Below are 26,195 nucleotides of genomic sequence, written 5' to 3'. Positions count from 1 at the left end.
GACTTTTACCGTGCAGATAGAACCGTTACCGCCACTGAACACACTGGTGGCTTTTGAATGCGTGGCGCGTTATTGCAGTTTTTCGCGGGCTGCCGATGAGCTGAATCTGACTCAGAGCGCCATCAGCCGCCAGATTATCCAGCTGGAAGACATGCTCGGCTGTAAGCTTTTCCAGCGCGCCCAGCGTAAAACCACGCTGACACCGCGCGGTGAAACCTATGCGCAACAGGTACGTAAACTGCTGGGCGATATTTCGCAATCCACTGCGGAAGTCATGGGCTGGAATGGCCTGCCGCAGGTTACGCTGGCCTGCACCAGCGCCATGAGCGGGCTGTGGCTTTCGTCCCGCCTCTCCTCTTTGCGCCAGTTACTGCCTGACCTGCAAATCCGCATGAAGATTTCTGACAGTTTTTCAGACCTCAAGTCATCAGAATTTGATCTGGCTATTTTCTATCTCCGCGAGCCACCGTCCGGCTATCACGTTCAGGCCCTGTTTGATGAAGTGTGTTATCCGATGTGTTCGCCGGAATTTCTTACCCGGCTTCCGCCGGACGCGTCTGCGGCTGATCTGCTCGAACAGACGTTGCTGATCCAGGACGACCCGCAGCGGGAATGGACCGGCTGGCGCGACTGGTTTGCCTCACAGGATGTCAGTTTCGTGACGCCGCGCAGAACCTGGCGTGCCAATAACTACCCGTTTCTGGTGCAGTCGGCGGTACTGGGGGATGGAATTCTGCTGGGCTGGGAAGGACTGGTACAGGATTATATTAACAACGGCCAGTTAGTCGCCGCACACCCCGGCAAACTGGCCGCCGCCGGAAAATGCTACATGCTGACCCCGCAGGACAGATTCCTGAAACCGGTGGTGCACAAAGTGATTAACTGGCTGAAACAGCCATAATAAACGCCTCCCCCTTTGCCGGGGAGGCGTAAAATAATAATAATCTTATATGTTAATTATATATCTGCAGGCGGGATTTTATTCCTTTCCAGATATCTTCGTTTTCTCGCAGAATTCATACCAATTAATGTAAACAACAGCCAGCATGACTGTGAAATACAGGATGCAAGGTTAAAATCATGGCTTAACGAATACAGCCCAAACACACCGCCGATTATATTAAGATAGGCGTAACTGTTAGCATCAACCGCTAGCCTGCGCATCTGAACCAGCGCATAAGCCAGAAGATAGCAAAACACGCCAATTAAGCCGACAACCGTATGCAGTTCCACGGGTCCCTTTCCTTTCCTCATAGTGATTAGCTGGAAAAATAAAGCTTTTCAGGGTGTTCTGCCGCGTCTTTTTCGCATACCCTCATGATAAATTCTCATGCAAGTTCAACAGGGGGTTTTGATATAAATCATCAAGGCAATCCATTGCGCCATTTAGAAACACCCGGGGTATTTCGCCTGCACCTATAAAATTCCAGCACGTACTATGGAGAAAATTAATGAAAGATAATAATTCCCCTTTGACGAAATTAATGCAGGATGCACAACTTAGCCGTCGCGGCTTTATTACCAGCGCTTCCGCTGTGGGTATTACCAGTGCCATGGGCTTTTCACCGTTCTCTGCGTTCGCGGCCGGACCGAAAAAAGGCGGCGTATTAAAACTGGGTATGTCAGGCGGAAATACCAGTGATACGCTGGACCCGACATTATTCAGCGACTGGGTGCCCTTAAATCAGGCGTATATGCTGATGAACGGCCTGATTGAAATTGATGAAAATAACAAAGCCACGCCGGAATTGTTCTCCGCCTGGGAAGCCAAACCGGGTGCCGCCGAATGGGTGTTTACCGTTCGCGATGGCGTGACCTTCCATAACGGCAAGAAACTCAATGCCGAGGACATCCTCTACTCCATCAACCTGCATCGCGGCGACAAATCGAAAAGCGCCATCAAAACCCAGCTGGCACCGATTACCGGCCTGACCAAACAGGGCGACAACCAGATCCTGATCACCCTCGACAGCGGCAACGCCGACCTGCCGTATCTGCTGGCGGATTACCATCTGGTGGTGGTGCCGGACGGCTTCACCGACTGGTCGCACCCGATTGGTACCGGCGGGTTTATCTTTGATCAGTATGAGCCGGGTGTACGCTCCCTGTTCAAACGCAACCCGAACTACTGGAAGCCGGATCGCGCGTTTGTCGATGCGGTAGAAGTGCTGGTTATCAACGACCCGACCGCGCGTACCAACGCCCTGATTTCCGGTCAGGTTCATGCAATTAACCGCGTCGATTTCAAAACTGTCGATTTCCTTAAACGCAGCCCGGCGCTGAACATTGTGCGTTCTTCCGGCGGCCAGCATTTCACCTTCCTGATGGATTGCAGCGTCGCGCCGTACAACAACAACGACGTGCGCATGGCGATCAAACACGGCATCGACCGCCAGAAAATCCTCGATACCGTGCTGCGCGGCTACGGCTCGCTGGGCAATGACCATCCGATCCCGAAAACTGACCGCTTCTTCAATCACAGTCTGGAACAACGCGTTTACGATCCGGATAAATCAAAATTCTACCTGAAAAAAGCCGGTCTGACGGATCTCAAAATCGAGCTGTCTTCCTCTGACGCCGCCTTTGCCGGTGCGCTCGACGCCGCTGCCCTGTTCCAGGGACAGGCGCAGAAAGGCGGTATTCAGGTCAACATCAAGCGCCAGCCCGCCGACAGTTACTGGGATGATGTGTGGATGAAAGCGCCGTTCAGCATGGGTTACTGGGGCGGACGCCCGACGGCGGACCAGATGTTCTCCACCGCCTACCAGTCCACCGCCAAATGGAACGATACGCACTGGAAAGATGAGAAGTTTGACGCCCTGCTGTTACAGGCCCGTTCCCTGCTTGATGAAGGCAAACGCGCAGAAATCTATGGCGAACTGCAAAGTATCGTGCGCGATAACGGCGGCGCGATGATCCCGCTGTTTGGCGATTATCTGGATGCGGCCAGCAAAAAAGTCGGCGGTATCAAACCGCATCCGATGTTCAACTTTATGGGTGGTCGTCTGGCCGAGCGCGTCTGGCTGGAGGCATGATGAAAAAACGGATTTTACAGCGGGTCCTGTTGGGCATCATCACGCTGTGGCTGGTTTCCGTGCTGATTTTTATCGGCACGGAAATGCTGCCCGGTGACGTCGCCACCGCCATTTTAGGCCAGAGCGCCACGCCTGAAACCGTGGCCGCATTGCGCCTGCAACTCGGGCTGGATGAACCCTCTGTGTTGCGTTACCTGCACTGGCTGGCGGGCATTATGCACGGCGATCTGGGGCATTCACTGGCGAACGGTCGCGCCATCAGCGACGAACTGCTGCCCCGTCTGGCAAACACCTTGTTCCTCGCCGGATACGCGGCAGTCATCGCCATTCCGCTGGCGGTCGGTCTGGGTATCGCGTCGGCTATCTGGCGCGGTTCCGTCTTTGACCGGCTGGCCAATACCCTGACGCTTATCAGCATTTCGGTGCCGGAGTTTTTCGTCGGCTACATTCTGGTGATCGCCTTCGCCATCCGTCTGACCTGGTTTCCGAGTCTGGCGATGGTCGACAGCAGCTCGTCGTTCATTGACCGTCTTTACGTCTGCACCCTGCCGATGCTTACCCTGACGCTGGTGGTGCTGGCGCATATGCTGCGCATGACGCGGGCTTCGGTGACGGCGGTCATGGCCAGCCCGTATATCGAAAGCGCGGTGCTCAAAGGTATTCCGCGCTGGCGCATTGTGGTTTCTCACGCCCTGCCGAACGCCCTTGCGCCGATCATCAACGTGGTGGCGTTTAACCTCGCGTATCTGGTGGTCGGCGTGATCCTGGTGGAAGTGGTGTTTGTCTATCCGGGCATCGGGCAATACATGGTAGATGCCGTGACCAAACGCGACCTGCCGGTGGTTCAGGCCTGCGGTCTGCTGTTTGGCGGCACTTATATTTTCCTCAACACCACCGCCGATTTACTGGCGATCTGGTGCAATCCACGTCTGCGCCATGCGCGCTAAAAGGGGGAACACATGAACCGATATTTCATTAACATCCCGCTGTCGGCCTGGATTGGTATTGTGATTATTGCGGTGAACCTGCTGGCGGCTATTTTTGCGCCCTGGCTGGCGCCGCACAGCGAAACCGAGCAGGTCGGCGACATCTGGCTGCTGCCTTCCGCCGCCACGCCCTTTGGCACTGACAGTCTCGGGCGCGACATGCTGTCCCGCATTCTGTTCGGTGCCCGCACCACCATTGCCATTGCGCTGACCATCACCTTCAGCTCCTTCATCATCGGCATTGTCACCGGCTTCACGGCGGCGATTTATGGCAAATGGGTTGATGTGGTGCTGTCGCGCATCGTCGATACCGTGATGTCGATTCCGGTGCTGATTTTCGCGCTGATCGTATTGTCCGTGATGGGCACCTCGATTCCGGTGCTGGTGCTGACCATCGCCCTGCTCGATGCCACCCGCGTGTTTCGTCTGGCGCGCCTGGTGGCGCAGGCAATCGTCTGTCAGGAATACGTGGAAGCGGCCCGTCTGCGGGGTGAAGGCTTGCGCTGGGTGCTGATGAAAGAAATTCTGCCCAACGCCCTGCCGCCGCTGCTGGCAGAGTTTGGTATGCGCTTCTGCTTTACCTTCCTGTTTATCGCGGGCTTAAGTTTCTTAGGGCTGGGTATTCAGCCGCCGTATGCCGACTGGGGCAGCATGGTGCGCGACAACGCGCAGGCGATTAACTTTGGTCAGTTCGCGCCGTTGTATCCGGCGGCGGCCATTGCCCTGCTGACGATCGGCGTCAATCTGGTGGTCGACTGGCTGCTGGCACGCAACAGCCTGCCGCATGGAGATGAAGCATGACACGCACGATTTTAGAAATGCGCGGGTTGCGCATCGAAACTCTCGACGGTTCGCCGCTGGTACAGGATATTTCCCTGACGCTGGCCGCGGGCGAAGTGCTCGGCCTGATCGGGGAATCCGGCGCAGGCAAATCCACTATCGGGCTGGCCGCGTTAGGCTATGCGCGGCAGGGCTGCCGGATTGCCGGTGGTGAAGTCTTCCTCGATGGCACCGATATCGTTTCGCAGCCCTCACGCATCAAGCGTGAATGGCGCGGCAGGCGTGTGGCCTATGTGGCACAAAGCGCGGCCGCTTCGTTTAATCCGGCGCTGACCATTGAAAAACAGGTCTGCGAAGGTCCCATCCGCCACGGGCTGATGAACAAAGAAGAAAGCCGTCAGTGGGCGATTTCACTGTTCCGCTCGCTGGATTTGCCGGATCCGGAAAACATCGGCAAACGCTATCCGCATCAGCTTTCCGGCGGACAGCTTCAGCGTGCGATGGCTGCAATGGCGATGTCCTGTAAACCTGATTTACTGATCATGGATGAGCCGACCACGGCGCTGGACGTCACCACGCAGATTGAAGTGCTGGTGATGCTGCGCAAACTGGTGCGCGAATTCAACACGGCGGCGCTGTACATCACGCATGATCTGGCGGTTGTTGCGCAGCTTGCCGACCGCATTATGGTCCTGCGCCACGGCAAAGAAGTGGAAACCGGCGACACACAAACCATTCTGGAAAATCCACAGCAGGATTACACACGGCGTCTGGTGGCGGAGCGCGAACAGGGGCTGAAGCCGCTGGCAGACGACCATGACACTGCCGGTCAGCCGTTGCTGACGATGCGTAAACTGAGCACCGGCTACAATGGTAAACGGGTGGTGCACGATGTCAGCCTGCAACTGCCGCGCGGCAAAACGCTGGCGATTATCGGCGAATCCGGCAGCGGGAAAAGTACGCTGGCGCGGGCGCTGGTCGGATTGCTGCCCGACACCGCAGGTACGGTGGATTTCGACGGCATGTCGCTTTCGCACAATTTCCACCAGCGCAATAAAGAAACGCTGCGCCGTATGCAGATGATTTATCAGCTTCCCGATGTGGCGCTCAATCCGCGCCAGACCCTGCTGGACATCATCGGCCGCCCGCTGACCTTCTACTTCGGGATGAACAAAAAGCAGGTGCGCGAACGCGTGGAAGAGTTACTGCGCCTGACCGAACTGCCGGTCAAACTGATCGACCGTCGCCCCGGCGAACTGTCCGGCGGACAGAAACAACGCGTCTGTATTGCCCGCGCGCTGGCCGCGCAGCCGGAACTAATTATCTGCGATGAAGCCACCTCGGCGCTCGATCCGCTGGTGGCGGAGGAAGTGCTGAATCTGCTGCGTCGTTTGCAGGAACAGCTCGGTCTGTCCTATTTGTTCATCACACACGATCTCGGTACGGTTAAACGTATCGCTCATCAGGTCGCGGTGATGTATCAGGGGCAGGTGGTCGCCAGCGGCGATACCGACGTGGTTTTCAGCGCGCCAATGCACAGCTATACCGAAAAACTGCTGACCTCCGTACCGGAAATGCGCACCAGCTGGCTGGACGAAGTTCTCGCCCTGCGCGGCACGGCGCTTCCGGCGGCAGCCATTTCTTCGACAGGAGTCTTATGAGCACCAAACGTATCGTGACCGAATTCCCTCACGCCGTCACCGTGACTGAACATCTGTGGATCCCGCTGAGCGACGGCACGCGTCTCGCCGCCCGTCTCTGGCTGCCGGATGACGCTGAACGCCAGCCGGTTCCGGCCATTCTTGAATACATTCCCTACCGTAAACGCGACGGCACCCGCACCCGCGATGAACCGATGCACGGCTTTATCGCCGGAAACGGCTATGCAGTCGTACGTGTGGATATGCGCGGCAGCGGCGAGTCCGACGGTCTGCTGGCCGATGAATACCTGTTGCAGGAACAGGACGACGCGCTGGAAGTTATTCAGTGGATCACCGAACAACGCTGGTGCAGCGGCAACGTCGGCATGATGGGGAAATCCTGGGGCGGCTTTAACGGCCTGCAGGTGGCCGCCCGCCGCCCCGCCGCGCTGAAAGCCATCATCACGGTGTGTTCAACGGATGACCGTTACCGCGACGATATTCATTACAAAGGCGGCTGCCTGCTCAACGACAATCTCTGGTGGGGCGGCATTATGCTGGCGTACCAGAGCCGCCCTGCCGACCCCGCACTGGTCGGCGAAAGCTGGTATCAGGACTGGCTGAACCGTCTGGAAAACATGCCATTCTTCCCGGCGCTGTGGATGGAACATCCGTTGCGCGATGCATACTGGCAGCACGGTTCGGTGTGCGAAGACTGGTCAGCAATCCAGTGTCCGGTGATGGCGATCGGCGGCTGGGCGGATGCCTACAGCAACGCCGTGTTCCGCCTGATGGACAACCTGAAAGTCCCGCGCCGCGCCATTCTCGGCCCGTGGGCGCATATTTATCCGCAGGACGGCACGCCGGAACCGGCGATAGGTTTCTTACAGGAAGCCGTCCGCTGGTGGGATCACTGGCTGAAAGGCGAAGACAACGGCGCGATGGAAGGCCCGATGATCCAGACCTGGTTGCAGGACAGTCAGCCGCCCTCGGCGATGCGTCCGGCCAGTCGTGGCGAATGGGTCGGATTTGATCGCGGCACCGCCAGCAACATTAATCACAGCCCGCGCTGGCTGACACGCGGCCAGCTGAATACCCAGCCGGACGTTGACGCAGGCGTGCTCAATATCTGTTCGCCGCAGAATCACGGCCTGATGGCCGGAGAATGGATGGGCGCCGGTGTGCCCGGCGAAATGCCGCCGGATCAGCGTGTCGATGACGGCATGGCGGAAATCTTCGACGGCGAACCGCTGGCCGAACCGCTGACCATTTTCGGTTTCCCGGAATTCACCGTCGAACTGAGCAGCGATAAACCGGCGGCGATGCTGTACGTCCGGCTTTCAGACGTTTCGCCGGACGGCGCAGTAAACCGCGTCACCCACGGCTGGCTGAATCTTTCCCATCTGCACGGTCACGACAAATCTGTGCCGCTGATCCCCGGTCAGAAAGTTAAAGTACCGGTACAACTGGACGGCATTGCGCACCGCTTTGCCACCGGCCACCGGATGCGACTCTCGCTGGCGACCACCTTCTGGCCGATGATCTGGCCGATGGCAGAAGCGGCGATCCTGACGTTAGATTTGCACAGTGCGCAACTCAGCCTGCCGGTGTGCGAGCAGCCGGTGGCGATTGAAGGCCCGATCAAAGAACCGCAAAGCGCGCCGCTGACGCCGCAAACCGTGCTGTCGCCGGGACGCGTTGACCGCAACATCACTTATGATTTCCTCACCGACAGCTGGACCAGCGTCACGCACGGCGTGGGCGGCGTCTTTGGTGAAGGGGTTTACCGCTTTGATGATATCGATACCACCGTCGATCACGGTCTGCGCCGCGAACTGACGGTGAGTAACAGCGATCCGCTATCCGCCCGTTATCTGCTGACGCAGACCATGAAAATGGGACGTGAAGGCTGGTGGATGGAAGCGGAAATCACCCTCGAACTGCGCAGCGACCTGACGCACTTTATCGTCAGCGGCGATATGGTGGTGAGCCTCAACGGCGAGGAAGAGTTCACCAAATACTGGCACGAGAGGATTGCGCGGTAATCGTGCTCCTGCCCTTCGCAGGGGTGGGAGCCGATCGAGCCATTGCAGGTTTCGCTTTTAGCTCCTCCCCTGCGCAGGCGCGGGAGCCGATCGCGTTCAAATTTTAAATCTCAGGAAAAATCGCCGTAATATCCTGGCTTTCCAGTACCCGCCCGTCCTGCGCACGGATTTCCAGTTTGCGCAGCGGCTGGCGGTTTTCACTGTCCACCAGTTGCGTACAGGCTTCGCCTTCCTCAAACAGGTATTCACTTCCCCACTGCCCCAGCGCGACCAGCACCGGTTGCAGCGCCAGCCCTTTTTCAGTCAGCACATAATCCTGATACGCCGAGCCATCGGCTGCCGGTTCAATTTTCAAAATGCCTTCCGCCACCAGTGCTTTCAGACGGGTGCTGAGAATGTTTTTTGCCGCGCCCAGACTGCGCTGGAACTCGCTGAAACGCGAGATGCCACGCATGGCGTCGCGTACGATCAGCAGCGTCCACCAGTCACCAATTAAATCCAGCGCACGGCCAGCCGGACACGGCGTGTTTTCCAGACGGGTTCGTTTCATGGCACTTCCTGCTCATAGGGTCGGAAAGAATCTGGTTGCATTATAAAACCACTGGTGCTAAAAATCATCTGGTTTCATTATTAAACCACTTAATCAACCCAGAGGTCTTCTCATGTCAGATTCAATTCGCTCTCAGTCTGTAGCCTTAATCACCGGCGCTTCCAGCGGCATTGGTGCCACTTATGCCGACCGTCTGGCGAAACGCGGCTATGATTTGGTGCTGGTTGCCCGTGATGCGGCGCGTCTGAAAACGCTGGCTGAACGCCTGCAACAGGAAACGGGCGTCAATATCACCGTGCTGCCTGCCGATTTAACCCGCAGCGAAGAGTTAGCCCGGGTTGAGGATTTTATCCGCGCCACGCCGCAGATTTCCCTGCTGATCAACAATGCCGGGGCGTCCCTCAAAGCCGGTTTTGAGAACAGCGATGCCGATGCCATTGAGAATCTGATCACCCTGAACGTGACCTCCGTGGCGCGACTTTCCCGCGTGGCGTTTGATGGCCTGATCAAACATCCGGACGGCGCGATCATTAATATCGCGTCCGTGATGGCGCTGACGCCAGAGCTGCAATCGGCGGTGTATTCCGCGACCAAAGCGTTTGTACTGACCTTCAGCCAGACACTGCAATTTGAAATGGCTCAGCGCGGCCTGTACGTTCAGGCGGTGCTGCCTGCCGCAACACGTACGGAAATCTGGGAACGTTCAGGCAAGAATATCGATGAAGTGCCGGGCGTGATGGAAGTGGGTGAACTGGTGGACGCCGCCCTGCTGGGCTTTGACCGCAAAGAGAAAGTCACTATCCCGCCATTGCAGGATGAAAAACAGTGGGACGATTTTGATGCCCTGCGCGGCGCGATGGTGCCGAACTTCCTGCAGGCTCACGCGGCACCGCGTTACAAAGCCTGACACTGACACATTGACCAGTAACATAAATTTACTGGTCAATGTGGATTCGCTTTGCAAATATGTTAATTCGACAACTTTGTGAAGTGAATACGATGACTGACTATGTAATTGCTGCACCCGAAGTTCCCTCTCTTGCCGTTGCTGGCCAGAGCGCCCGTTTTCCTCTGCGCCGCGTGTATTGCGTTGGCCGCAACTATTCCGAACATGCCCGCGAAATGGGCCATGATCCCGACCGTGAACCGCCTTTCTTCTTTGGTAAACCGGCTGATGCGGTGGTTCCCGCCAGCGGCAACGTGCCTTATCCGACGCTGACCGAAGATCTGCATTACGAAGTGGAACTGGTGGTTGCGATTGCCAAAGGCGGCAAAAACATCACTGCTGAAGAGGCATTGTCGCACGTCTGGGGTTATACCGTCGGCGTGGATCTGACCCGTCGCGATATTCAGGCGCAGGCCAAGAAACAAGGGCGTCCGTGGGATTTTGCCAAAGGGTTTGATGCGTCCGCACCGGCCAGTCCGCTGCTGCCTGTCAGCCAGACCGGACATCCGGCGGCCGGTAAAATCTGGCTGGATGTGAACGGAGAGAAACGTCAGCGCGGCGATTTGAGTGACCAGATCTGGCAGGTGGCGGATGTCATCAGTTATCTGTCGCAGGCGGTGGAACTCAAGGCAGGCGATCTGATTTACACCGGCACACCGGCGGGCGTCGGCCCGGCAGTGCGCGGTGATGTGATCACCGGCGGCATCGACGGTCTGAGCGAGTTCAGCTTCACCCTCGTGTAATGCGCACAGGACGCCTTTTCTCAGGCGTCCTTTTCAGCCGGTTCTCTCCTCATCTCTTCCTCAACCTGTGGGATCAGCTTCTCAAACGCACAGGCACTTGACGGATCAAACAACGACAGCGTTTCGATCTGACTCAGTAAAATCACCTTGCGGAATTTCAGCGCATTCACCGGATCAGATACCGGCGTAACGCCGTGTTCCTGATAATAACGGGCATAATTGTGCTCAACGCGCAGTTCCAGCGTGTCTTTATCGCGATAGCCGCTGACCATCGGGATCACCACCACGTTGTCCGACGAACTGGTTTCACAGCGTGCGGTATGCACCATGCCGATATAAACGCGACGTGACTGTAAGGTGATAAACACCATGTCGCCCTCTTCCATGCACTGATATAACAGCCCTTCTACCCCGTTGGCGCGGGTGAGTTGTTTGTACAACTGTTTGCGTCCGGCGGTATTGAGCCGTAAACCCGGCGACCAGGTGGTTCGCACCAGACACAGCATCACGGACACCGCGAGCATAATCACCACCGGCGCCTGAATGCCCAGGAAACTCCAGTTGATGAAATCGCGATGATAATGCACATCCTGATGCAAGTGTGGCAGCGCGGGCAGCCAGTTGATCACGCCGGAAATCCCCCACAGCGCCATATAGACCAGGGCGATGACCAGTACGCCCTGAAGGACAAAAATGCAGCCGTACAAGGCCACCAGAAAATAGACGTCCCAGCCGAAAGTCCGTTTAAGTTTGAAACGTGATGAGATGTCGCGGGTGGTATACCAGTAGCCGCAGACCATTAACACCATGAAAACCGCTGTCGCCATTACAGCACACTCATGCGTTTTACGTGGCGGGCAAAGTCTGCCTGCATACTTTGATTGGCCGGGTTCACCGACGCTGTACCATTCTCATCAATCAAAATACGCTCGCCCTCTTCCAGCGTATTTTCCATATCCGCAGCACTGAACAATCCGAGGAATTTTTCCGGGCTGGAAAAAATCTGCAATACAATCTTAAGCATAGGTTGGCCTCCATAACCAAAGGCTAAGCCTAGTCAATCCACAGGGTCACTCCGGCGGTTTCGGATTTATTACTCATGCGGATATAAAAAAGGGCCGCCATGACGGCAGCCCTTTACGGATATTCCACGAAATAGGTTATTTCGCTTCAATGCTTTCCTGATGCGCTTCTTCCTGCGCAGCCTGTTCGGCGTGTACTTCAGCGGCGCGTTTGCGCAGGCCAATCCAGCCCAGAACCAGCAGGATAATCAGCGCCGGGATCGTCGCCACAGTGAACGTACCATTCGGGTAGTCAAACGCCATCAGGATCAGCACGCCCGCGAGGAACGCCAGCGTCAGCCACGAAGTGAACGGTGCCCACGGCATTTTGAAGGAGACGTCTTTCGCGCGGCCTTCTTTAATCGCGGTACGCAGTTTCATCTGACAGACGATGATGAAAGCCCAGGAACTGAGGATGCCGAGTGACGCGACGTTCAGGACAATTTCAAACACCTGTGAAGGCACGTAGTAGTTCAGTACCACGCCGATCACGTAAATACCGACCGTCACCAGAATACCGGCGTAAGGCACCTGTTGCGCACTCATCTTCGACATGAATTTCGGTGCGGAACCGCCCATCGACAGCGAGCGCAGAATACGGCCGGTGGAGTACAGCCCGGAGTTCAGGCTCGACAGCGCGGCGGTCAGCACCACGATGTTCATGATGGTACCGATATAAGGCACGCCCAGTTTGCTGAAGAAGGTCACGAACGGACTCTGCCCCGCCTGATAGGCATTCCACGGCAGCAGCAGAACCAGCAGCACCACGGAACCGACGTAGAATAAGGCGATACGCCAGATCACGCTGTTGATGGCTTTCGGCAGCACTTTCTCAGGATCTTTGGTTTCGCCCGCTGCGGTGCCGACCAGTTCGATCGCCGCAAAGGCAAAGACCACGCCCTGAACCAGAACCAGCGCCGGTAACAACCCGTGCGGGAAGATACCGCCGTTATCGGTGATCAGATGCAAGCCGGTGGTGTTGCCGTCGAGTTGTTTGCCGGTGCCGAGGAACACCACGCCCACCACCAGGAAAATCGCAATCGCGGCAACTTTGATCAGCGCAAACCAGAATTCCATCTCAGCGAACCACTTCACGCCGATCATGTTCATGGTGGCGACAATCGCCAGTGCGCCAAGGGCAAACATCCACTGCGGGACATCACCAAAGGTGCCCCAGTAGTGCATATACAGCGCCACTGCGGTGATATCGACAATGCCGGTCATCGCCCAGTTGAGGAAGTACATCCAGCCTGCGACATAAGAGGCTTTTTCGCCCAGAAATTCACGTGCATAGGATACGAAGCTGCCGCTGGTCGGACGGTGTAACACCAGTTCGCCCAGTGCGCGCAAAATAAAGAAGGAGAAAATACCGCAAACCGCGTAGACGATAGCCAGCGCCGGGCCGGCCATCTGCAATCGCGCACCCGCGCCGAGAAACAGACCGGTACCGATAGAACCACCAATGGCAATCATCTGAACCTGACGGTTGCCCATACTTTTGTGATAACCATGATCGTGCGAGTCCAGCCAGCGTCGTTTCGCCGCGTGCTTCGCCTCTGCCGTTTTCTTATGAGACTTCATTATGACTTGTTCTCCAAAATAACCTTCACCTGACGCCGGGTGCTGCAAGCAAACGATTGCAAGCCTCGCCGTTTATGGGGTTTACCCACTGTAGTTTTTTTAGCCGGAACTGTTTTGGTGCAATAACGGCGAGGGATGCTACCTGTTCTCATTAACCGTGGCAAAAAAAACCGTCATTAAAAATTGTGAGCAGTCATATTTCGCGCAGAGAATTTTGCCCTTGCGTGCGGTCAGGCCGTTCCTTTCGGTAAACACTCTTTTCTCACCCGTTCGATGTTAATCGACAGATACATGATCTCTTCGGTGGTCAGTTCACGCTGATACTGCGCGGTCAGGTAATCGCCAATTTTTTCCGAGCACAGCCACGCCTGCGGGTAATTTTCTTTCACCGCCACATGCAGGGTCATGTCGTCATCCGCCACCACCGTGCGGCTGAGCATCCGCTGGGCGAAAAATTTAAGATGGGTGACGAAACGCTGATAGCTCAGCGACTCTTCGTCATATTCGATGCGTAACTGGTACTTCACCAGATTGAGGATTTCCTGCATCACGCGGGTGATTTGCGCCACTTCCGGCATTTCACCGTTGAGCTGCGCATTGACCAGATGCAGGGCAATAAACCCCGCTTCATCCACCGGCAGACGCACGCCCAGACGGGAATCGATAATCTCCAGCGCTTCCAGCCCGAGCGCATATTCCTTCGGGTACAAACGGCGGGTTTCCCACAGCAAGGCATTGCTGATCGGCACGCCTTTCTTTTGCCGTTCGATGGCAAAATTGCAGTGATCGGTCAGCGCGATATACAGATTTTCCTGTAATTTCCCCAGCCGTCCCCGCGCCAGCGAAATGATCTGATCGCAGGTGGTCATCACTTCCATCGGAATATGCGACAGCAGTTCCGTCAGATGCGCCACCAGTTCGTCATTTTGCAGGGCGAAGATTTTCTCGATCTTGCTGTCATCGAGTTCATCCCCGGCTTTTTTCATAAACGCCAGCCCGCGGCCCATCACCACCTGTTCGCGCTGCTGTTCGCTGACAACCACCACCACATTATTATTGAGTATTTTGGCGATTTTCATTGTAACTCCCTGAAAAGAAAAACCCGATCGTCCGTACGGATGATCAGGTTTTGTCTGCCGCAGTCTTGGGATCTGCCTGATAATTTTACCAGATCCGATCCTCAGTCAGACGTAAATTTTGCACTCAGAACGTGACGATGGCTTTCAGTCCCGTCACCCAGGCATCCTGCGTTTCCTTCACCCCGCCCGGACGGTACCAGTATTGCAAATCCGGTTGCAGAATCAGCCATGAACGCACTTTGATCTGATAATACAAATCGGCGTTCACCGAATGCCCCGACAGCGGCGTATACAGCGGATTGCCGTAATCATCCACCTGATAAATGTCATTCAGGTTTTCCTGATTCTGACGGTAGTGATTGCTCATTTTAATGTAAGTCATGCCAAAGCCCAGCCAGTCGTCAGGACGGGCATCAAACAGCCCGCGATAACGCATAGACGCCGCCTGCGTGTAATGAATGCTGTTGCTGCGCTGATCGCCCAGACCGAGGCTGTAAGAGACGCTCATGCCACGGTTCGGATCGTCGCCGCGCTGCGTCACCTGCTGGTTGAAGCCGGTGTACATAAACCAGGTGCTGCTGTGTTTGCGATACCCTTCAGGATCCGTCGCGCCCACGCTCTGCGTTTTGCCTTCTGACAAATCGGTTTGCGGTGAGTTGGTATACAGCAGGCCAAAGTTATAAATCCCCGGCAAACCATTCACTTTAGTTTTCAGCTCGGCTTCCATCGGCAGCAGGATACCGCGCGCGCCTTTCAGGGAACCGCTCCAGGCGTATTTGCGATCCGACGCGTCGGGGTTTTGTTCCATGATGCCGGTTTTCAGCGTCAGTTCCGGCGTCAGTTTGTACTGGATCGTGGTGCCCCAGTAATGTTTGTTCCAGTTGTACCAGGTCATTGAGTTAGCCGATTTACCGCCGCACTGGCTCAGCAACTGGAAATCACAGGGAATGATCTGATCGAAATCCTGATTCTTGTTCATCATGCCGATACGCCAGTGCAGCTTGCGGTCATCAAAGCTGCGGCCAAACGTCAGCCAGCCCAGACGGGTAATCGACTGCCCGCCCCAGCTTTCCTGCGCAATGTCGTTAATCCCGACGCGCGGATCCTGCGTCCGTTTGGTGGTCAGGTTATCATTGTGGTTACGGTTAACAATGTTGCCTTCAATGGCGGCGTCGGGAATGCCGGTGTACATCTCCAGATCCTGGGTAAAGGTCAGCGAGAACTGATCGATATACGCCAGATGTTTATCGTGGTTATACCCGCCACCGGCGTTATAAGAAGATTCACTCAGGTAGCCCAGCTGATAATGGAAACCGTGATCTTCAATAATCGGCCGGATGCCCATCATATCGCCGAGCATCCCTTCGCCGGGCGCTTCAAAACCCAGAACGGTACCGTTCCAGTTTTCGGCAGCCTGCGCTGAATAAATACTTGCCGTGGTAAAACACAGCGCCAGAAGGCTGCTTTTCAGCAGCCGGATATTCTTATTTACAGGTGTAGTGGTAGGTGTTGCAGAAGTCTGAGAAATTTTCATTATTATATTTCCGTATGATTATTAACATCATCATTATTGTTATCGGGCAATACAAGGCGAACAGGCGGCTTATAATATATAAGCCGCACGGGTTATTGATAATTAGCGGGAAATTCAGATCAGGATGTTAACGCTGCACCGTTTGAATTAATCACTTCTTTATACCAGAAGAAACTTTTCTTACGGCGGCGTTCCAGCGTGCCATTACCCTGATCGTCGCGGTCAACGTAGATATAGCCGTAGCGTTTGGAGAATTCCGCTTTCGAGGCGCTGACCAGATCAATCGGCCCCCAGCTGGTGTAGCCCATCACTTCAACGCCGTCTTCAATGGCTTCGCGGACCTGCACCAGATGGTCGTTGATATATTGAATACGGTAATCGTCGTTGATACTGCCGTCTGCTTCGACTTTATCCCGCGCACCCAAACCGTTTTCCACAATAAATAACGGTTTCTGATAACGGTCATAAAGTTCATTCATTAAGAAACGCAAACCTTCCGGATCAATCTGCCAGCCCCATTCAGAACTTTTCAGATGCGGGTTGGGCACCATATTTAATATATTGGCGCGCGCCTTAATATTTTGTTCTTCATCGGTCGTCACACAACCGGTCATGTAATAACTGAATGAAATAAAGTCGACCGTTTCTTTTAATGCAGCTTTATCTTCAGCGGTAATAATGATCTCCATTCCGCGATCTTTAAAGAATCGTTGCATATAGGCCGGATACTCGCCGCGCACCTGCACATCGCCGAAGAATAACCAGTCGCGGTTTTGCTGCAAGGTTTCCATCATATCGGCCGGTTTGCAGGTCAGCGGATATAACATGCCGCCGAGCAGCATATTGCCGATTTTGCCGTCAGGAATGATCTCGTGACAGGCTTTGACCGCTTTGGCGCTGGCGACCAGCTGATGATGGATGGCCTGATAGATTGCCTGTTTGCTGCTGTCTTCCGGCAAGCCGACGCCGGTGAACGGGGCGTGCAGCGACATGTTGATTTCATTGAAAGTCAGCCAGTGTTTCACTTTGTCTTTATAGCGCGTGAACACCGTGCGGGCGTAATTCTCGAAGAAACCGATGGTGTCGCGACTGCCCCAGCCACCGTGTTTTTTTACGATGCCGTACGGCATTTCGTAGTGAGAAAGCGTGACCAGCGGCGTAATGCCGTATTTCGCCATTTCATCAAACAGGCGGTCATAGAATGCCAGACCCGCTTCGTTCGGCTGCGCTTCATCGCCCTGCGGGAAAATGCGCGTCCAGGCGATGGAAGTACGCAGGACGGTAAAGCCCATTTCGGCGAACAACTTCATGTCTTCCGGGTAACGATGATAGAAGTCGATGGCGACATCTTTCACGCCGAAATCCCCTTCCGTACGTTCCTGCACCGGGCCGAAAACGCCCTGAGGTTGCAGATCCGAAGTAGATAACCCTTTTCCGTCAGTCAGGTAAGCCCCTTCAACCTGATTAGCGGCAACAGCACCGCCCCATAAGAATCCTTTTGGGAATTGCTTGTTCATGTGAACCTCCAGGCTCTGGTCGTTATCGTAATAAAGTCAGTAAAGGTGTCTGTTCGCTGACGTCCTGACCGACACCGGCCGGAATGACGTCGAGATAATCGTCGCTGTTGGTGACCAGCACCGGCGTCGTCAGGTCGTAACCGGCATCCGTGATCCCCTGCACGTCGAATTCCAGCAACAAATCGCCCTGCTTCACCACCGCATCGACGTCAACGTGTGGCGTAAAGAATTTACCGTCGAGCTTCACCGTATCGATGCCGACGTGGATCAGGATTTCTGCGCCGTCCTCCGATTCAATCCCGATGGCGTGATGGGTTTTGAACAGGGACACCACGGTGCCGTTCACCGGTGAGACCACCCGTCCCGCCGTCGGCACCACCGCGACACCTTTGCCCAGCAGGCCGCTGGCGAAGGTCGGATCCCCGACATTCTCGAGAGGGATACAGGCACCGGTCATCGGGCTGGCAATCAGCGTTTTTCCTCGCGGGGCCTGTACTGCGTCGGCTTTGGCCTTTTCGCTGACTTCCGGCGTTGCTTCTTCTTTCATGCCGAAGAAATAGGTCGCCAGTGCCGCAAATAACAGGGCAATCAATGTGCCGGCAATCGCGGCGGTGACGGTCTTATCGAAGCCTGTCGGTGGAATGATTTGGGTGAAGGTGAAAATGTTGGCGAAACCAAAGGAATACGCCGTGGTCTGGAAGTAACCGAGTACCGCCGCACCCAGCGCACCACCGACGCAGCCGAAGATAAACGGACGACGGCGCGGCAGGTTGATACCGTAAACCGCCGGTTCGGTAATGCCGAAAATACCGGCACTGATTGCGGAACCCGCCAGTGCCTTTGTCCGTGCATCTTTGGCGCGCAGCATCACACCGGCGACCGCACCGACCTGGCCCATTACCGCAGGCAGTAACAGCGGCAGCATGGTGTCATGACCGAGCACACTGAAGTTGTTGATCATCAGCGGCACCAGCCCCCAGTGCAGACCGAAGATCACGCATACCTGCCACAGCGCGCCCATAAAGGCACCCGCGACCATCGGGCTGACGTGATAAACGAACTGATAGCCATTGGCCAGTTGCTGACTCGCCCAGGTCGCGACCGGGCCGATGACCAGGAAGGTGAGCGGCACCACCACCATCAGGCAAATCAGCGGGGTGATAAAGTTGCGCAGTGAAGAAGGCAGAATTTTCATCGCGCGTTTTTCCAGCCAGCTTGATACCCACGCAGCCAGAATCACCGGGATCACTGATGAGGCGTAATTAATAAACACCAGCGGGATACCGAAGAAATGCTCGCTCTGCGCACCGGGCTGCTGTGCCTCGAAGGCGGCAATCATCAGCGGGTGAACCATCGCCCCGCCAATCATCATGGTGACGAACGGATTCCCGCCGAATTTCTTACCGGCGGTGTAACCGATCACCAGCGGGAAGAAGTAGAACATTGCATCGCTGGCGGCGAACCAGACTTTGTAAGTGCCGCTTTCCGGCATCAGCCAGCCGCAGGCCAGCGCCAGTGCCAGAAAACCTTTCAGGATCCCCGATGCCGCCATGATGCCGATAAACGGCGTGAAAATGCCGGAGATGACATCTATCGCCCGGGCAAACAAACTGCCTTTATCGTCGGTGTCATCCTCACTGTTTTCAGAAAGCGCGCTGCCTTTGACCAGTGCGTCATACACCGCGCCAACATGGTTGCCGATCACGACCTGAAACTGACCGCCGCTTTCGACCACCATGATCACACCCGGATTTTCTTTCAGCCCGGCAGCATCGGCTTTGCGGGTATCTTTCAGTTTGAAGCGTAAACGGGTGGCACAATGCACCACGCTGTTGACGTTGTCTTTTCCGCCCACTCCGCGGAGAATTTCATCGGCTAATGTTCTGTATTCCATGGTGTTGTCTCATCAGAGTAAGGGCGTCGTGCACGACATTGCCGTTGTATTTCAAAGGGGCGGCCTGCCCCTGAATTCAGGCCAAAAAAAAACCTAAACGTCCGGTCTCTTCGTCATACACGAAGAAACGAGAAGTTTAGGTTTTGCCTGTCAGACAGTAACAATCCTGCTTTCTGAAACGGATTCTCTGGCGAATCGGAAACAGAAACAAGTCGTAATATTCGCCGGATGATGAAACTGTGATCGGCTTCAGACTTTGTGCAGACCAACGCTCATCCCTGAGCGTCGCTTATGCGTTTACGGCTCAGGCGGGGGTGGTTTCTGCGCAAATCAGGCTCTGCGCCCATTCACCACAAACGGCATCCAGCTCACCGCGTGCTTTGGCTAAACCGGCTTCGCGTGCGGCTTCATCAGAGAATTGCAGCGGCTGCGCATCCACAAACCACGGGTTCTCCACGCCGATAAAACCAAACGCATTTTTCAGTACCGGCGTCATCGCATCCATATTGGCGAACGGGCTGCCTTCACTGAGATCCGCGCCGCGCGTGGTGATAAACAATACTTTCTTATCGCCCAGATTGCCGGTAATGCTGCCGTCGGCGTGCAGGTCATAGGTGATGTTTGTGCGGATAATATTGTCGATGAATGTTTTAAACGTCGACGGGATCGTCCAGTTATACATCGGCATCGCACAGACCAGCGCATCGGCTGCCATCACGCGCTGACACAGGGCGTCGGACTCCGCCAGCACGTCGCGCATGCGGTCCGTACGTTGCGCTTCCGGCGTGTAGGTCGCCTGCACAAATTCCGCTGACACGTGCGGCTGCACATCTTCCGTCACATCGAGATAGTCGATCTCGATATCGACCCCTTTCTGTTCCAGTTGCTCAATAAAGTAACGCCCCAGTGCCCGGGAATTTGACCATTGATGAAATTTTGAACTGGCATCGACGTGTAGAATTTTCATGTTTTTCCTTCCTGATCTTCGCCGTTAACGGCGCGCATTTAAACTAGGACTAACTTTGTCGTAGTTAAAAATACGCGCAATGCTATCCCGCTGGCAAGTGCCAGTGTGAAATAAAAAAAGACAAGGAATCAGATAATGCGGCGCGAGCCTTTATCACCTAACCAGCGGGTGATCTGCTGTTCGAACTCCGGAGGCGCTTTACGGCCAAACTGCGAGGCCAGTCCGGCCAGGGTTTGCGCAGCCAGCACATCGCGCATTTTGTTGTCGGCGTCGATCATCAGGGAATGGATCGCACACAGGCCCGAACTCGCCCAGGCAGGCGGATCGTTGTCAAACACGGCGCATCGGTTGCGGATTTCCTTGCAGTCGAACAGCTTTTTATGCCCGTCGATAGCATCAACCACATCCAGAACGGTGATCTCGTGTGGCGGCTTCGCCAGCCGGATGCCGCCCTTCGCCCCTTCGGTGGCGATGATCAGTTTCGCTTTGTGCAGTTTGGTGAACAGTTTGGCGACGTAATCAAAGGGCACGCCCTGAAGTTCAGATAAATCGCGGACACTGGCTTCCGTCACACTTCCCTGCGGATGAGCGATAAACAGCAGGCAATGCAGTGCGTATTCCACGCCAGCGCTGATATGGGACATACAACCTTTAACTCCAAACTAAGACGGAATGACTCTTAATTAAACACCAGTTGCCCCGAAATTGACACCAAAAGCAGGGATTTCTGCAAGTCAGGCCAAAAGTCCGCGCTCAGTTTGAACCCGCTCACAAATAAAAAACAAAATCAAAAAACGTAATTTGTATATTCGTTTCCTCAATTGTCTGACTCGATTCTATTCACAATACTTCTGGCAACATTTTACTTCTCCATGCTGTTTATCTTTCTTTTCGTCAAAGACATTAATTAATTTCAGTCGGTTATCTCTCCTTACCCAAAGCAGGTAACAAATAATGATGATCACTCCGGTTCTTTCAGTAAAAGATAAGATTGGCTACGGACTCGGCGATATGGCCAGTGCGCTGGTCTGGCAAACTGCGACCTTGTTTCTGGCCTATTTCTACACGGATGTTTTTGGTTTACCCGCCGCGATTATGGGCACATTATTTTTAGTCGTGCGTGCCGTGGATGCCTGTGTGGATCCCTGTATCGGCGCACTGGTAGACCGGACAACCTCGCGCTACGGGAAATTCCGTCCCTGGCTGCTGTGGTTTGCGATCCCGTTTGGTGTCTGTTGCCTGATCACGTTTTACGTGCCGGATGTCTCCCCGACCGGAAAAATCATCTACGCGACAATCACTTATACCTTATTAAGCCTGGTGTATTCCGCCATTAATGTGCCGTATTGCGCGATGCCGGGGGCGTTAACGCTGGATCCGCGCGAGCGTCATTCGTTGCAGTCGTGGCGCTTTGCGCTGTCATTTATCGGCGGACTGGTGGTGACGGTGATTGCCCTGCCGCTGGTGGCAAAACTGGGCGCGGGCAATCCGCAAAAAGGCTATTTCTACGCCATGAGCCTGATGGGATTACTCGGCATCGTATTATTTTTCTGCTGTTTCGCCATGACGCGCGAGCGTTATCATCCGCGCAATGACACCTCCGGTTCGATGCTGAGCGATCTGAAATTACTGTGGAATAACGCACAATGGCGCATCGTGTTTATTTTTAATATTCTGCTGTTGTGCGCGGTGGTAATCCGTGGCTCCGCGACCATGTATTACGTGAAATATGTTCTCGCCCGCCCGGATCTGATTTTCAATTTTATTGTTTTTGGCATGATCGCCTCATTATTTGGCGCGTTACTGTCTGAAAAATTATTAGGAAAATTCGACCGGGTTAAATCCTATCAGTGGACGATCCTGACGTTTGTGGTGTGTAACGCGGCTATTTTCTTTATCCCGTCTCCTTCCATTGGCCTTATTTTCGCCTTCAATCTGGTGTTCAGTTTTATCCAGAATCTCACGACGCCGCTGCAATGGACGATGTTCTCCGACGTGGTGGATCACGAGGAATCCCGTACCGGCCGCCGTCTTGACGGGCTGGTGTTTTCCACCGCGTTGTTTGCCATCAAATTCGGACTGGCGCTGGGCGGCGCCATCGTCGGCTGGGTTCTCGGCATGGTCGATTATGTGCCGAATGCCGTCACGCAAAGCTCTGGCGTGATGCTGACCATCAATTCGCTGTTCACGCTGGTGCCGTGCGCCTTGTTCCTGCTGATGGCCGCCCTGCTGTTTACCTACAAACTTAACAGCCGCACGATGCAGAACATCGCGGCATCCCTCGCCACCCGCCGTTCTTTCGGCGGCGAAGAGGAACCCGTGCTCAGCGGTACCCGCCCTTTGATTAATCAAGGAGATGCAAGATGACTCACCTTTATCAGGATGCTTCACAACCCGTTGCCACCCGCGTCGCCGATCTTCTGGCACGCATGACGCCGGAGGAAAAATTCGCCCAGATGCATGCGTTCTGGCTGATCCTCGACAGCAACGGCAATCATCAGGAGCGTACCGATCTCAGCGACGATTTTGCCGGTCACAAGCAGAGTGACGCGCTGGAACAACAACTGAAGTCCGGCGCGGGGCAAATTACCCGCCCGCTCGGCACGCACGTGGTCAGCCCGGCGGAAGGCGTACGGGCGCTGAACCGGCTGCAAAAAACGCTGGTGGAAGACACGCGGCTGGGTATTCCGGCAATGTTCCACGAAGAGTGTCTGGTCGGCCTGCTGTGCAAAGATGCCACGCTGTTTCCCTCATCACTGAGTTATGCCTCTACCTGGGATCCAGAACTGATGGAGCAGATTGCCGCCGCGATCCGCGACGAAGCACAACGCGTCGGTTGTCATCAGGGGCTGGCGCCGGTGCTGGATGTGTCGCGCGATGTGCGCTGGGGACGTACCGAAGAAACCTTTGGCGAAGATCCGTATCTGGTTGGCGTCATGGCGACGGCTTACGTGCGCGGTTTGCAGGGCGAAAAACGTGACCTGCTGGCAACGCTGAAACATTACGTCGGGCATTCTTTCAGCGAAGGGGCGCGCAACCATGCGCCGGTGCATCTCGGTTTCCGCGAGCTGAATGACACCTTCCTGCTGCCGTTTGAAATGGCGGTAAAACTGGCGAATGCCGGTTCGGTGATGCCTGCCTATCATGATATCGACGGCCAGCCGTGCCACAGCGATCACTTCCTGCTGACGGAAGTGTTACGCGAACAGTGGGGATTCGATGGCCTGATTGTCGCCGACTACGGCGGCGTCAGTCTGCTGCATCAGCATCATGGCGTCAGCCATGACGATGCAGAATCCGCCGCGCTGGCGTTTAATGCCGGTCTGGATATCGAATTACCGAAAGGCGACTGCGCGCAACATCTGGCCGATGCGGTGTCGCGGGGGCTGATTGATATGGCGAAAATTGACGAGATTGTCGCCCGCGTGCTGACCGAAAAATTCCGCCTCGGATTATTTGAGCAACCTTACGCCAGTGTGCCTCAGCCGCAATTGCAGCAACCCGCCACGCGGGAACTGGCCTGGCAAGCCGCCGTCCGCTCCATCACCCTGCTGGAAAACAATGGCATCCTGCCGCTCAGGCCCCGGCCCGGCCAGAAAATCGCCGTCATCGGCCCGACGGCAGATGATCCGCTGGCCTTACTCAGCGGTTACAGCTTCCCTGTGCATCTGATCATCAGCGAAATGGAAGCGCAGACGGAACAGGTCATCACGCCGTTACAGGCTTTGCGCGACGCTTACGGTGAACAAAATATCCGGTATGCAAAAGGTTGTCATATTCTTGAAAAACGCACAGCGGGCGCGCCGGTCTTCCCCGGCGATGCCGGCTCAGCCATGCAAAAATCGCCGGTATCACGAAGTACCGCGCTTATCCCACAGGCCGTGAAACTGGCGCAGGAGAGTGACGTCGCACTGGTATTTGTCGGCGATCTGGCCGGATTGTTCCAGAGCGGAACGGTCGGGGAAGGTTCTGATACTGACAGCCTGCAACTGCCCGGCGTTCAGCAGCAGTTGCTCGAAGACATTGTGGCGACCGGCAAACCGACCATTGTGGTGATGACCGGAGGCCGTCCGTATTCTCTCGGCGGGCTGGAAGACAACGTCGCGGGATACCTGATGGCCTTCGCGCCCGGTCAGGAAGGCGGCCGCGCGATCAGCGATATCATCAGCGGCAAACAGGCACCGTCGGGACGTCTGGTGGTATCCGTGCCGAAAAGCGCCGGGGCGATGCCCTATTATTACAATCACAAACTGAAAAGTGGCGGCACGCCGATTGCCTTCCACTTTGGCGCACAATACCCGTTTGGCTTCGGGCTGAGCGGCACCACGTTCCGCTATCACGATCTGCAACTCAATCAGCAACCGGTCGCTATCGAAAATGGCGACATCGAGGTGCAGATACGAGTGACCAATACCGGTAAGCAGGCGGGCAGCGAAGTGGTGCAGGTTTATCTGCGCGACTGCGTGGCATCACTGGTGCGTCCGGTGCAGGAACTCAAAGCTTTCGAACGCGTTGAACTGGACGCCGGACAAACCGCCACGCTGAGTTTCAGCATCCCCACCGACATGCTGAATTTCACAAATCATGCGGGTAAACGCATCGTGGAACCGGGTTTTGTCGAGGTACAGGTAGGGTCGTCGAGCAGGGATATTCATGCGCGTGGCAAGATCACGCTGTCCGGCGAAGTGCGGGAGTTGCCGCGTCACTGGCGGATGGTCAGCCGCTGTGAGGTCAGTCAGTAATTTCTGCTGGCTGAGATAAGCAAAACGGACGCTCAGGGCGTCCGTTTGACTTTCTGGCACAAGAACCCTGCGCAAAGAACCGGTTATTCCGTTTCTCTCGCGATACCAAAGTGCTTATACGCATGATTGGTTGCCATGCGACCGCGCGGTGTGCGCTGAATAAAGCCCTGCTGGATCAGGAAGGGTTCGATGACGTCTTCAATCGTCTCGCGTTCTTCGCCGATCGCCGCCGCTAAGTTATCCAGTCCGACCGGTCCGCCGGTGAACTTGTCGATAATCGCCAGCAGCAGTTTGCGGTCCATGTAATCGAAGCCTTCGGCATCGACGTCCAGCATATCCAGCGCGCCGTTGGCCACATCACCGTTAATGGTGCCGTCGCCTTTGACTTCGGCAAAGTCACGCACACGGCGCAACAGACGGTTGGCGATACGCGGCGTACCGCGTGAACGGCGGGCAATCTGATGTGCGCCCTCTTCCGACAACTCCAGCCCAAGGCATGACGCACTGCGCCCGACAATGTGCTGCAAATCTGCCACCTGATAAAACTCCAGACGCTGCACGATCCCGAAACGGTCACGCAAAGGAGACGTCAGGGAACCCGCGCGGGTGGTGGCACCAATCAGGGTAAAGGGCGGAAGATCAAGTTTGATGGAACGTGCCGCCGGGCCTTCACCGATCATGATATCCAGCTGATAGTCTTCCATCGCCGGATAAAGAATTTCTTCAACGACGGGCGAAAGACGGTGGATTTCATCGATGAACAGCACGTCGTGCGGCTCGAGATTGGTCAGCATCGCGGCCAGATCACCGGCCTTTTCCAGCACCGGCCCCGACGTGGTGCGTAAATTCACGCCCATTTCGTTCGCCACGATGTTAGCCAGCGTGGTTTTTCCCAGTCCCGGAGGGCCGAAAATCAACAGGTGATCGAGCGCATCTTTGCGTTGCTTAGCCGCCTGAATAAAGATTTCCATTTGCGAGCGCACATGAGGCTGACCGACGTATTCGTTGAGCAGCTTCGGGCGGATCGCACGGTCAATGACCTCTTCTTCACTGAAGACTTCGGAAGAAATCAGGCGGTCAGCTTCAATCATCGTT

At 55.5% G+C, this 26,195-nt stretch carries 22 protein-coding genes; 10 read left to right on the top strand and 12 right to left on the bottom strand.

Annotation, left to right across the window (positions count from 1 at the left end):
- Nucleotides 1-10: 10 nt before the first annotated feature.
- A complete protein-coding gene (locus EDF78_RS19665; RefSeq protein ID WP_095922363.1) occupies nt 11-901 on the top strand; it encodes a LysR substrate-binding domain-containing protein in 891 nt (296 codons plus the stop codon).
- Between the two features lie 56 nt (nt 902-957).
- On the opposite strand, the gene EDF78_RS19660 is transcribed toward EDF78_RS19665, so the two are convergent.
- On the bottom strand, nt 958-1,233 hold the full coding sequence (locus EDF78_RS19660) for a cyclic nucleotide-binding protein (RefSeq protein WP_095922364.1): 276 nt from the start codon (nt 1,231-1,233) through the stop codon (nt 958-960).
- Nucleotides 1,234-1,451: 218 nt separating this feature from the next.
- Here EDF78_RS19660 and EDF78_RS19655 point away from each other — a divergent pair, with 218 nt between their 5' ends.
- The 5 genes from EDF78_RS19655 to EDF78_RS19635 are packed head-to-tail and all read left to right on the top strand — an operon-like array spanning nt 1,452 to nt 8,486.
- The gene (locus EDF78_RS19655; RefSeq protein WP_131693122.1) at nt 1,452-3,035 is read left to right on the top strand and encodes an ABC transporter substrate-binding protein; all 1,584 of its coding nucleotides are present in this window, start codon (nt 1,452-1,454) and stop codon (nt 3,033-3,035) included.
- On the top strand, nt 3,035-3,982 hold the full coding sequence (locus EDF78_RS19650) for an ABC transporter permease (protein ID WP_119822365.1): 948 nt from the start codon (nt 3,035-3,037) through the stop codon (nt 3,980-3,982). The genes EDF78_RS19655 and EDF78_RS19650 overlap by 1 nt, the downstream gene beginning before the upstream one ends.
- Before the next feature lie 12 nt (nt 3,983-3,994).
- The gene (locus EDF78_RS19645) at nt 3,995-4,822 is read left to right on the top strand and encodes an ABC transporter permease (protein ID WP_095922367.1); all 828 of its coding nucleotides are present in this window, start codon (nt 3,995-3,997) and stop codon (nt 4,820-4,822) included.
- Nucleotides 4,819-6,462 carry an ABC transporter ATP-binding protein gene (locus EDF78_RS19640; protein WP_095922368.1) on the top strand — a complete coding sequence of 548 codons (1,644 nt, stop codon included), beginning with the start codon at nt 4,819-4,821 and terminating at the stop codon, nt 6,460-6,462. The genes EDF78_RS19645 and EDF78_RS19640 overlap by 4 nt, the downstream gene beginning before the upstream one ends.
- Nucleotides 6,459-8,486: a CocE/NonD family hydrolase gene (locus EDF78_RS19635; protein WP_133823729.1), complete on the top strand. Its 2,028-nt coding sequence runs from the start codon at nt 6,459-6,461 to the stop codon at nt 8,484-8,486. Before EDF78_RS19640 ends, EDF78_RS19635 begins: the two co-directional genes overlap by 4 nt.
- Before the next feature lie 103 nt (nt 8,487-8,589).
- Here the strand turns inward: EDF78_RS19635 and EDF78_RS19630 are convergent, their stop codons facing one another.
- Nucleotides 8,590-9,036, bottom strand: a complete 447-nt coding sequence (locus EDF78_RS19630) for a helix-turn-helix domain-containing protein (protein ID WP_095922370.1) — start codon at nt 9,034-9,036, stop codon at nt 8,590-8,592.
- A 112-nt stretch (nt 9,037-9,148) separates the two neighbouring features.
- Here EDF78_RS19630 and EDF78_RS19625 point away from each other — a divergent pair, with 112 nt between their 5' ends.
- Together EDF78_RS19625 and EDF78_RS19620 are read left to right on the top strand one after the other, a co-directional pair.
- Nucleotides 9,149-9,943 carry an SDR family oxidoreductase gene (locus tag EDF78_RS19625; RefSeq protein ID WP_095922371.1) on the top strand — a complete coding sequence of 265 codons (795 nt, stop codon included), beginning with the start codon at nt 9,149-9,151 and terminating at the stop codon, nt 9,941-9,943.
- Between the two features lie 92 nt (nt 9,944-10,035).
- Nucleotides 10,036-10,725 carry a fumarylacetoacetate hydrolase family protein gene (locus EDF78_RS19620; protein ID WP_133823728.1) on the top strand — a complete coding sequence of 230 codons (690 nt, stop codon included), beginning with the start codon at nt 10,036-10,038 and terminating at the stop codon, nt 10,723-10,725.
- Between the two features lie 20 nt (nt 10,726-10,745).
- Here EDF78_RS19620 and EDF78_RS19615 read toward each other — a convergent pair whose 3' ends face one another.
- The 9 genes from EDF78_RS19615 to EDF78_RS19575 form a co-directional block, all read right to left on the bottom strand.
- Nucleotides 10,746-11,552 (bottom strand): hypothetical protein, encoded by an 807-nt coding sequence (locus EDF78_RS19615; RefSeq protein ID WP_133823727.1) that lies wholly within the window; start codon nt 11,550-11,552, stop codon nt 10,746-10,748.
- Nucleotides 11,552-11,749, bottom strand: a complete 198-nt coding sequence (locus tag EDF78_RS19610; protein ID WP_095922374.1) for a hypothetical protein — start codon at nt 11,747-11,749, stop codon at nt 11,552-11,554. Before EDF78_RS19610 ends, EDF78_RS19615 begins: the two co-directional genes overlap by 1 nt.
- A gap of 136 nt (nt 11,750-11,885) precedes the next feature.
- Nucleotides 11,886-13,367: an L-asparagine permease gene (gene ansP / locus EDF78_RS19605; RefSeq protein WP_095922375.1), complete on the bottom strand. Its 1,482-nt coding sequence runs from the start codon at nt 13,365-13,367 to the stop codon at nt 11,886-11,888.
- 230 nt (nt 13,368-13,597) lie between these two features.
- Nucleotides 13,598-14,446 carry a transcriptional antiterminator BglG gene (gene bglG / locus EDF78_RS19600; RefSeq protein WP_095922376.1) on the bottom strand — a complete coding sequence of 283 codons (849 nt, stop codon included), beginning with the start codon at nt 14,444-14,446 and terminating at the stop codon, nt 13,598-13,600.
- Between the two features lie 124 nt (nt 14,447-14,570).
- Nucleotides 14,571-15,980 (bottom strand): carbohydrate porin, encoded by a 1,410-nt coding sequence (locus EDF78_RS19595; protein ID WP_133823726.1) that lies wholly within the window; start codon nt 15,978-15,980, stop codon nt 14,571-14,573.
- A gap of 119 nt (nt 15,981-16,099) precedes the next feature.
- Nucleotides 16,100-17,497: a 6-phospho-beta-glucosidase gene (gene ascB / locus EDF78_RS19590; protein ID WP_133823725.1), complete on the bottom strand. Its 1,398-nt coding sequence runs from the start codon at nt 17,495-17,497 to the stop codon at nt 16,100-16,102.
- Nucleotides 17,498-17,519: 22 nt separating this feature from the next.
- Nucleotides 17,520-19,391 carry a PTS beta-glucoside transporter subunit IIABC gene (gene bglF, locus EDF78_RS19585; protein ID WP_133823724.1) on the bottom strand — a complete coding sequence of 624 codons (1,872 nt, stop codon included), beginning with the start codon at nt 19,389-19,391 and terminating at the stop codon, nt 17,520-17,522.
- A 304-nt stretch (nt 19,392-19,695) separates the two neighbouring features.
- Nucleotides 19,696-20,358, bottom strand: a complete 663-nt coding sequence (locus EDF78_RS19580; RefSeq protein ID WP_133823723.1) for an NAD(P)H-dependent oxidoreductase — start codon at nt 20,356-20,358, stop codon at nt 19,696-19,698.
- Between the two features lie 128 nt (nt 20,359-20,486).
- A complete protein-coding gene (locus tag EDF78_RS19575; RefSeq protein ID WP_133823722.1) occupies nt 20,487-21,002 on the bottom strand; it encodes an Rrf2 family transcriptional regulator in 516 nt (171 codons plus the stop codon).
- Nucleotides 21,003-21,312: 310 nt separating this feature from the next.
- Between EDF78_RS19575 and EDF78_RS19570 the strand changes: the two genes are divergently transcribed.
- Nucleotides 21,313-22,725 (top strand): MFS transporter, encoded by a 1,413-nt coding sequence (locus EDF78_RS19570; RefSeq protein ID WP_095922382.1) that lies wholly within the window; start codon nt 21,313-21,315, stop codon nt 22,723-22,725.
- Nucleotides 22,722-25,100 (top strand): glycoside hydrolase family 3 N-terminal domain-containing protein, encoded by a 2,379-nt coding sequence (locus EDF78_RS19565; RefSeq protein ID WP_133823721.1) that lies wholly within the window; start codon nt 22,722-22,724, stop codon nt 25,098-25,100. Before EDF78_RS19570 ends, EDF78_RS19565 begins: the two co-directional genes overlap by 4 nt.
- A gap of 83 nt (nt 25,101-25,183) precedes the next feature.
- Here the strand turns inward: EDF78_RS19565 and ruvB are convergent, their stop codons facing one another.
- On the bottom strand, nt 25,184-26,191 hold the full coding sequence (gene ruvB / locus EDF78_RS19560) for a Holliday junction branch migration DNA helicase RuvB (RefSeq protein ID WP_047610532.1): 1,008 nt from the start codon (nt 26,189-26,191) through the stop codon (nt 25,184-25,186).
- Between the last annotated feature and the right edge of the window lie 4 nt (nt 26,192-26,195).

Origin of the sequence: Rahnella sp. BIGb0236, from assembly GCF_004364755.1 — a bacterium.
GTDB lineage: Bacteria > Pseudomonadota > Gammaproteobacteria > Enterobacterales > Enterobacteriaceae > Rahnella > Rahnella victoriana.
The sequence above is the reverse complement of the archived record's forward strand: the minus strand, read 5'-3'. Positions and strand labels throughout refer to the sequence as shown.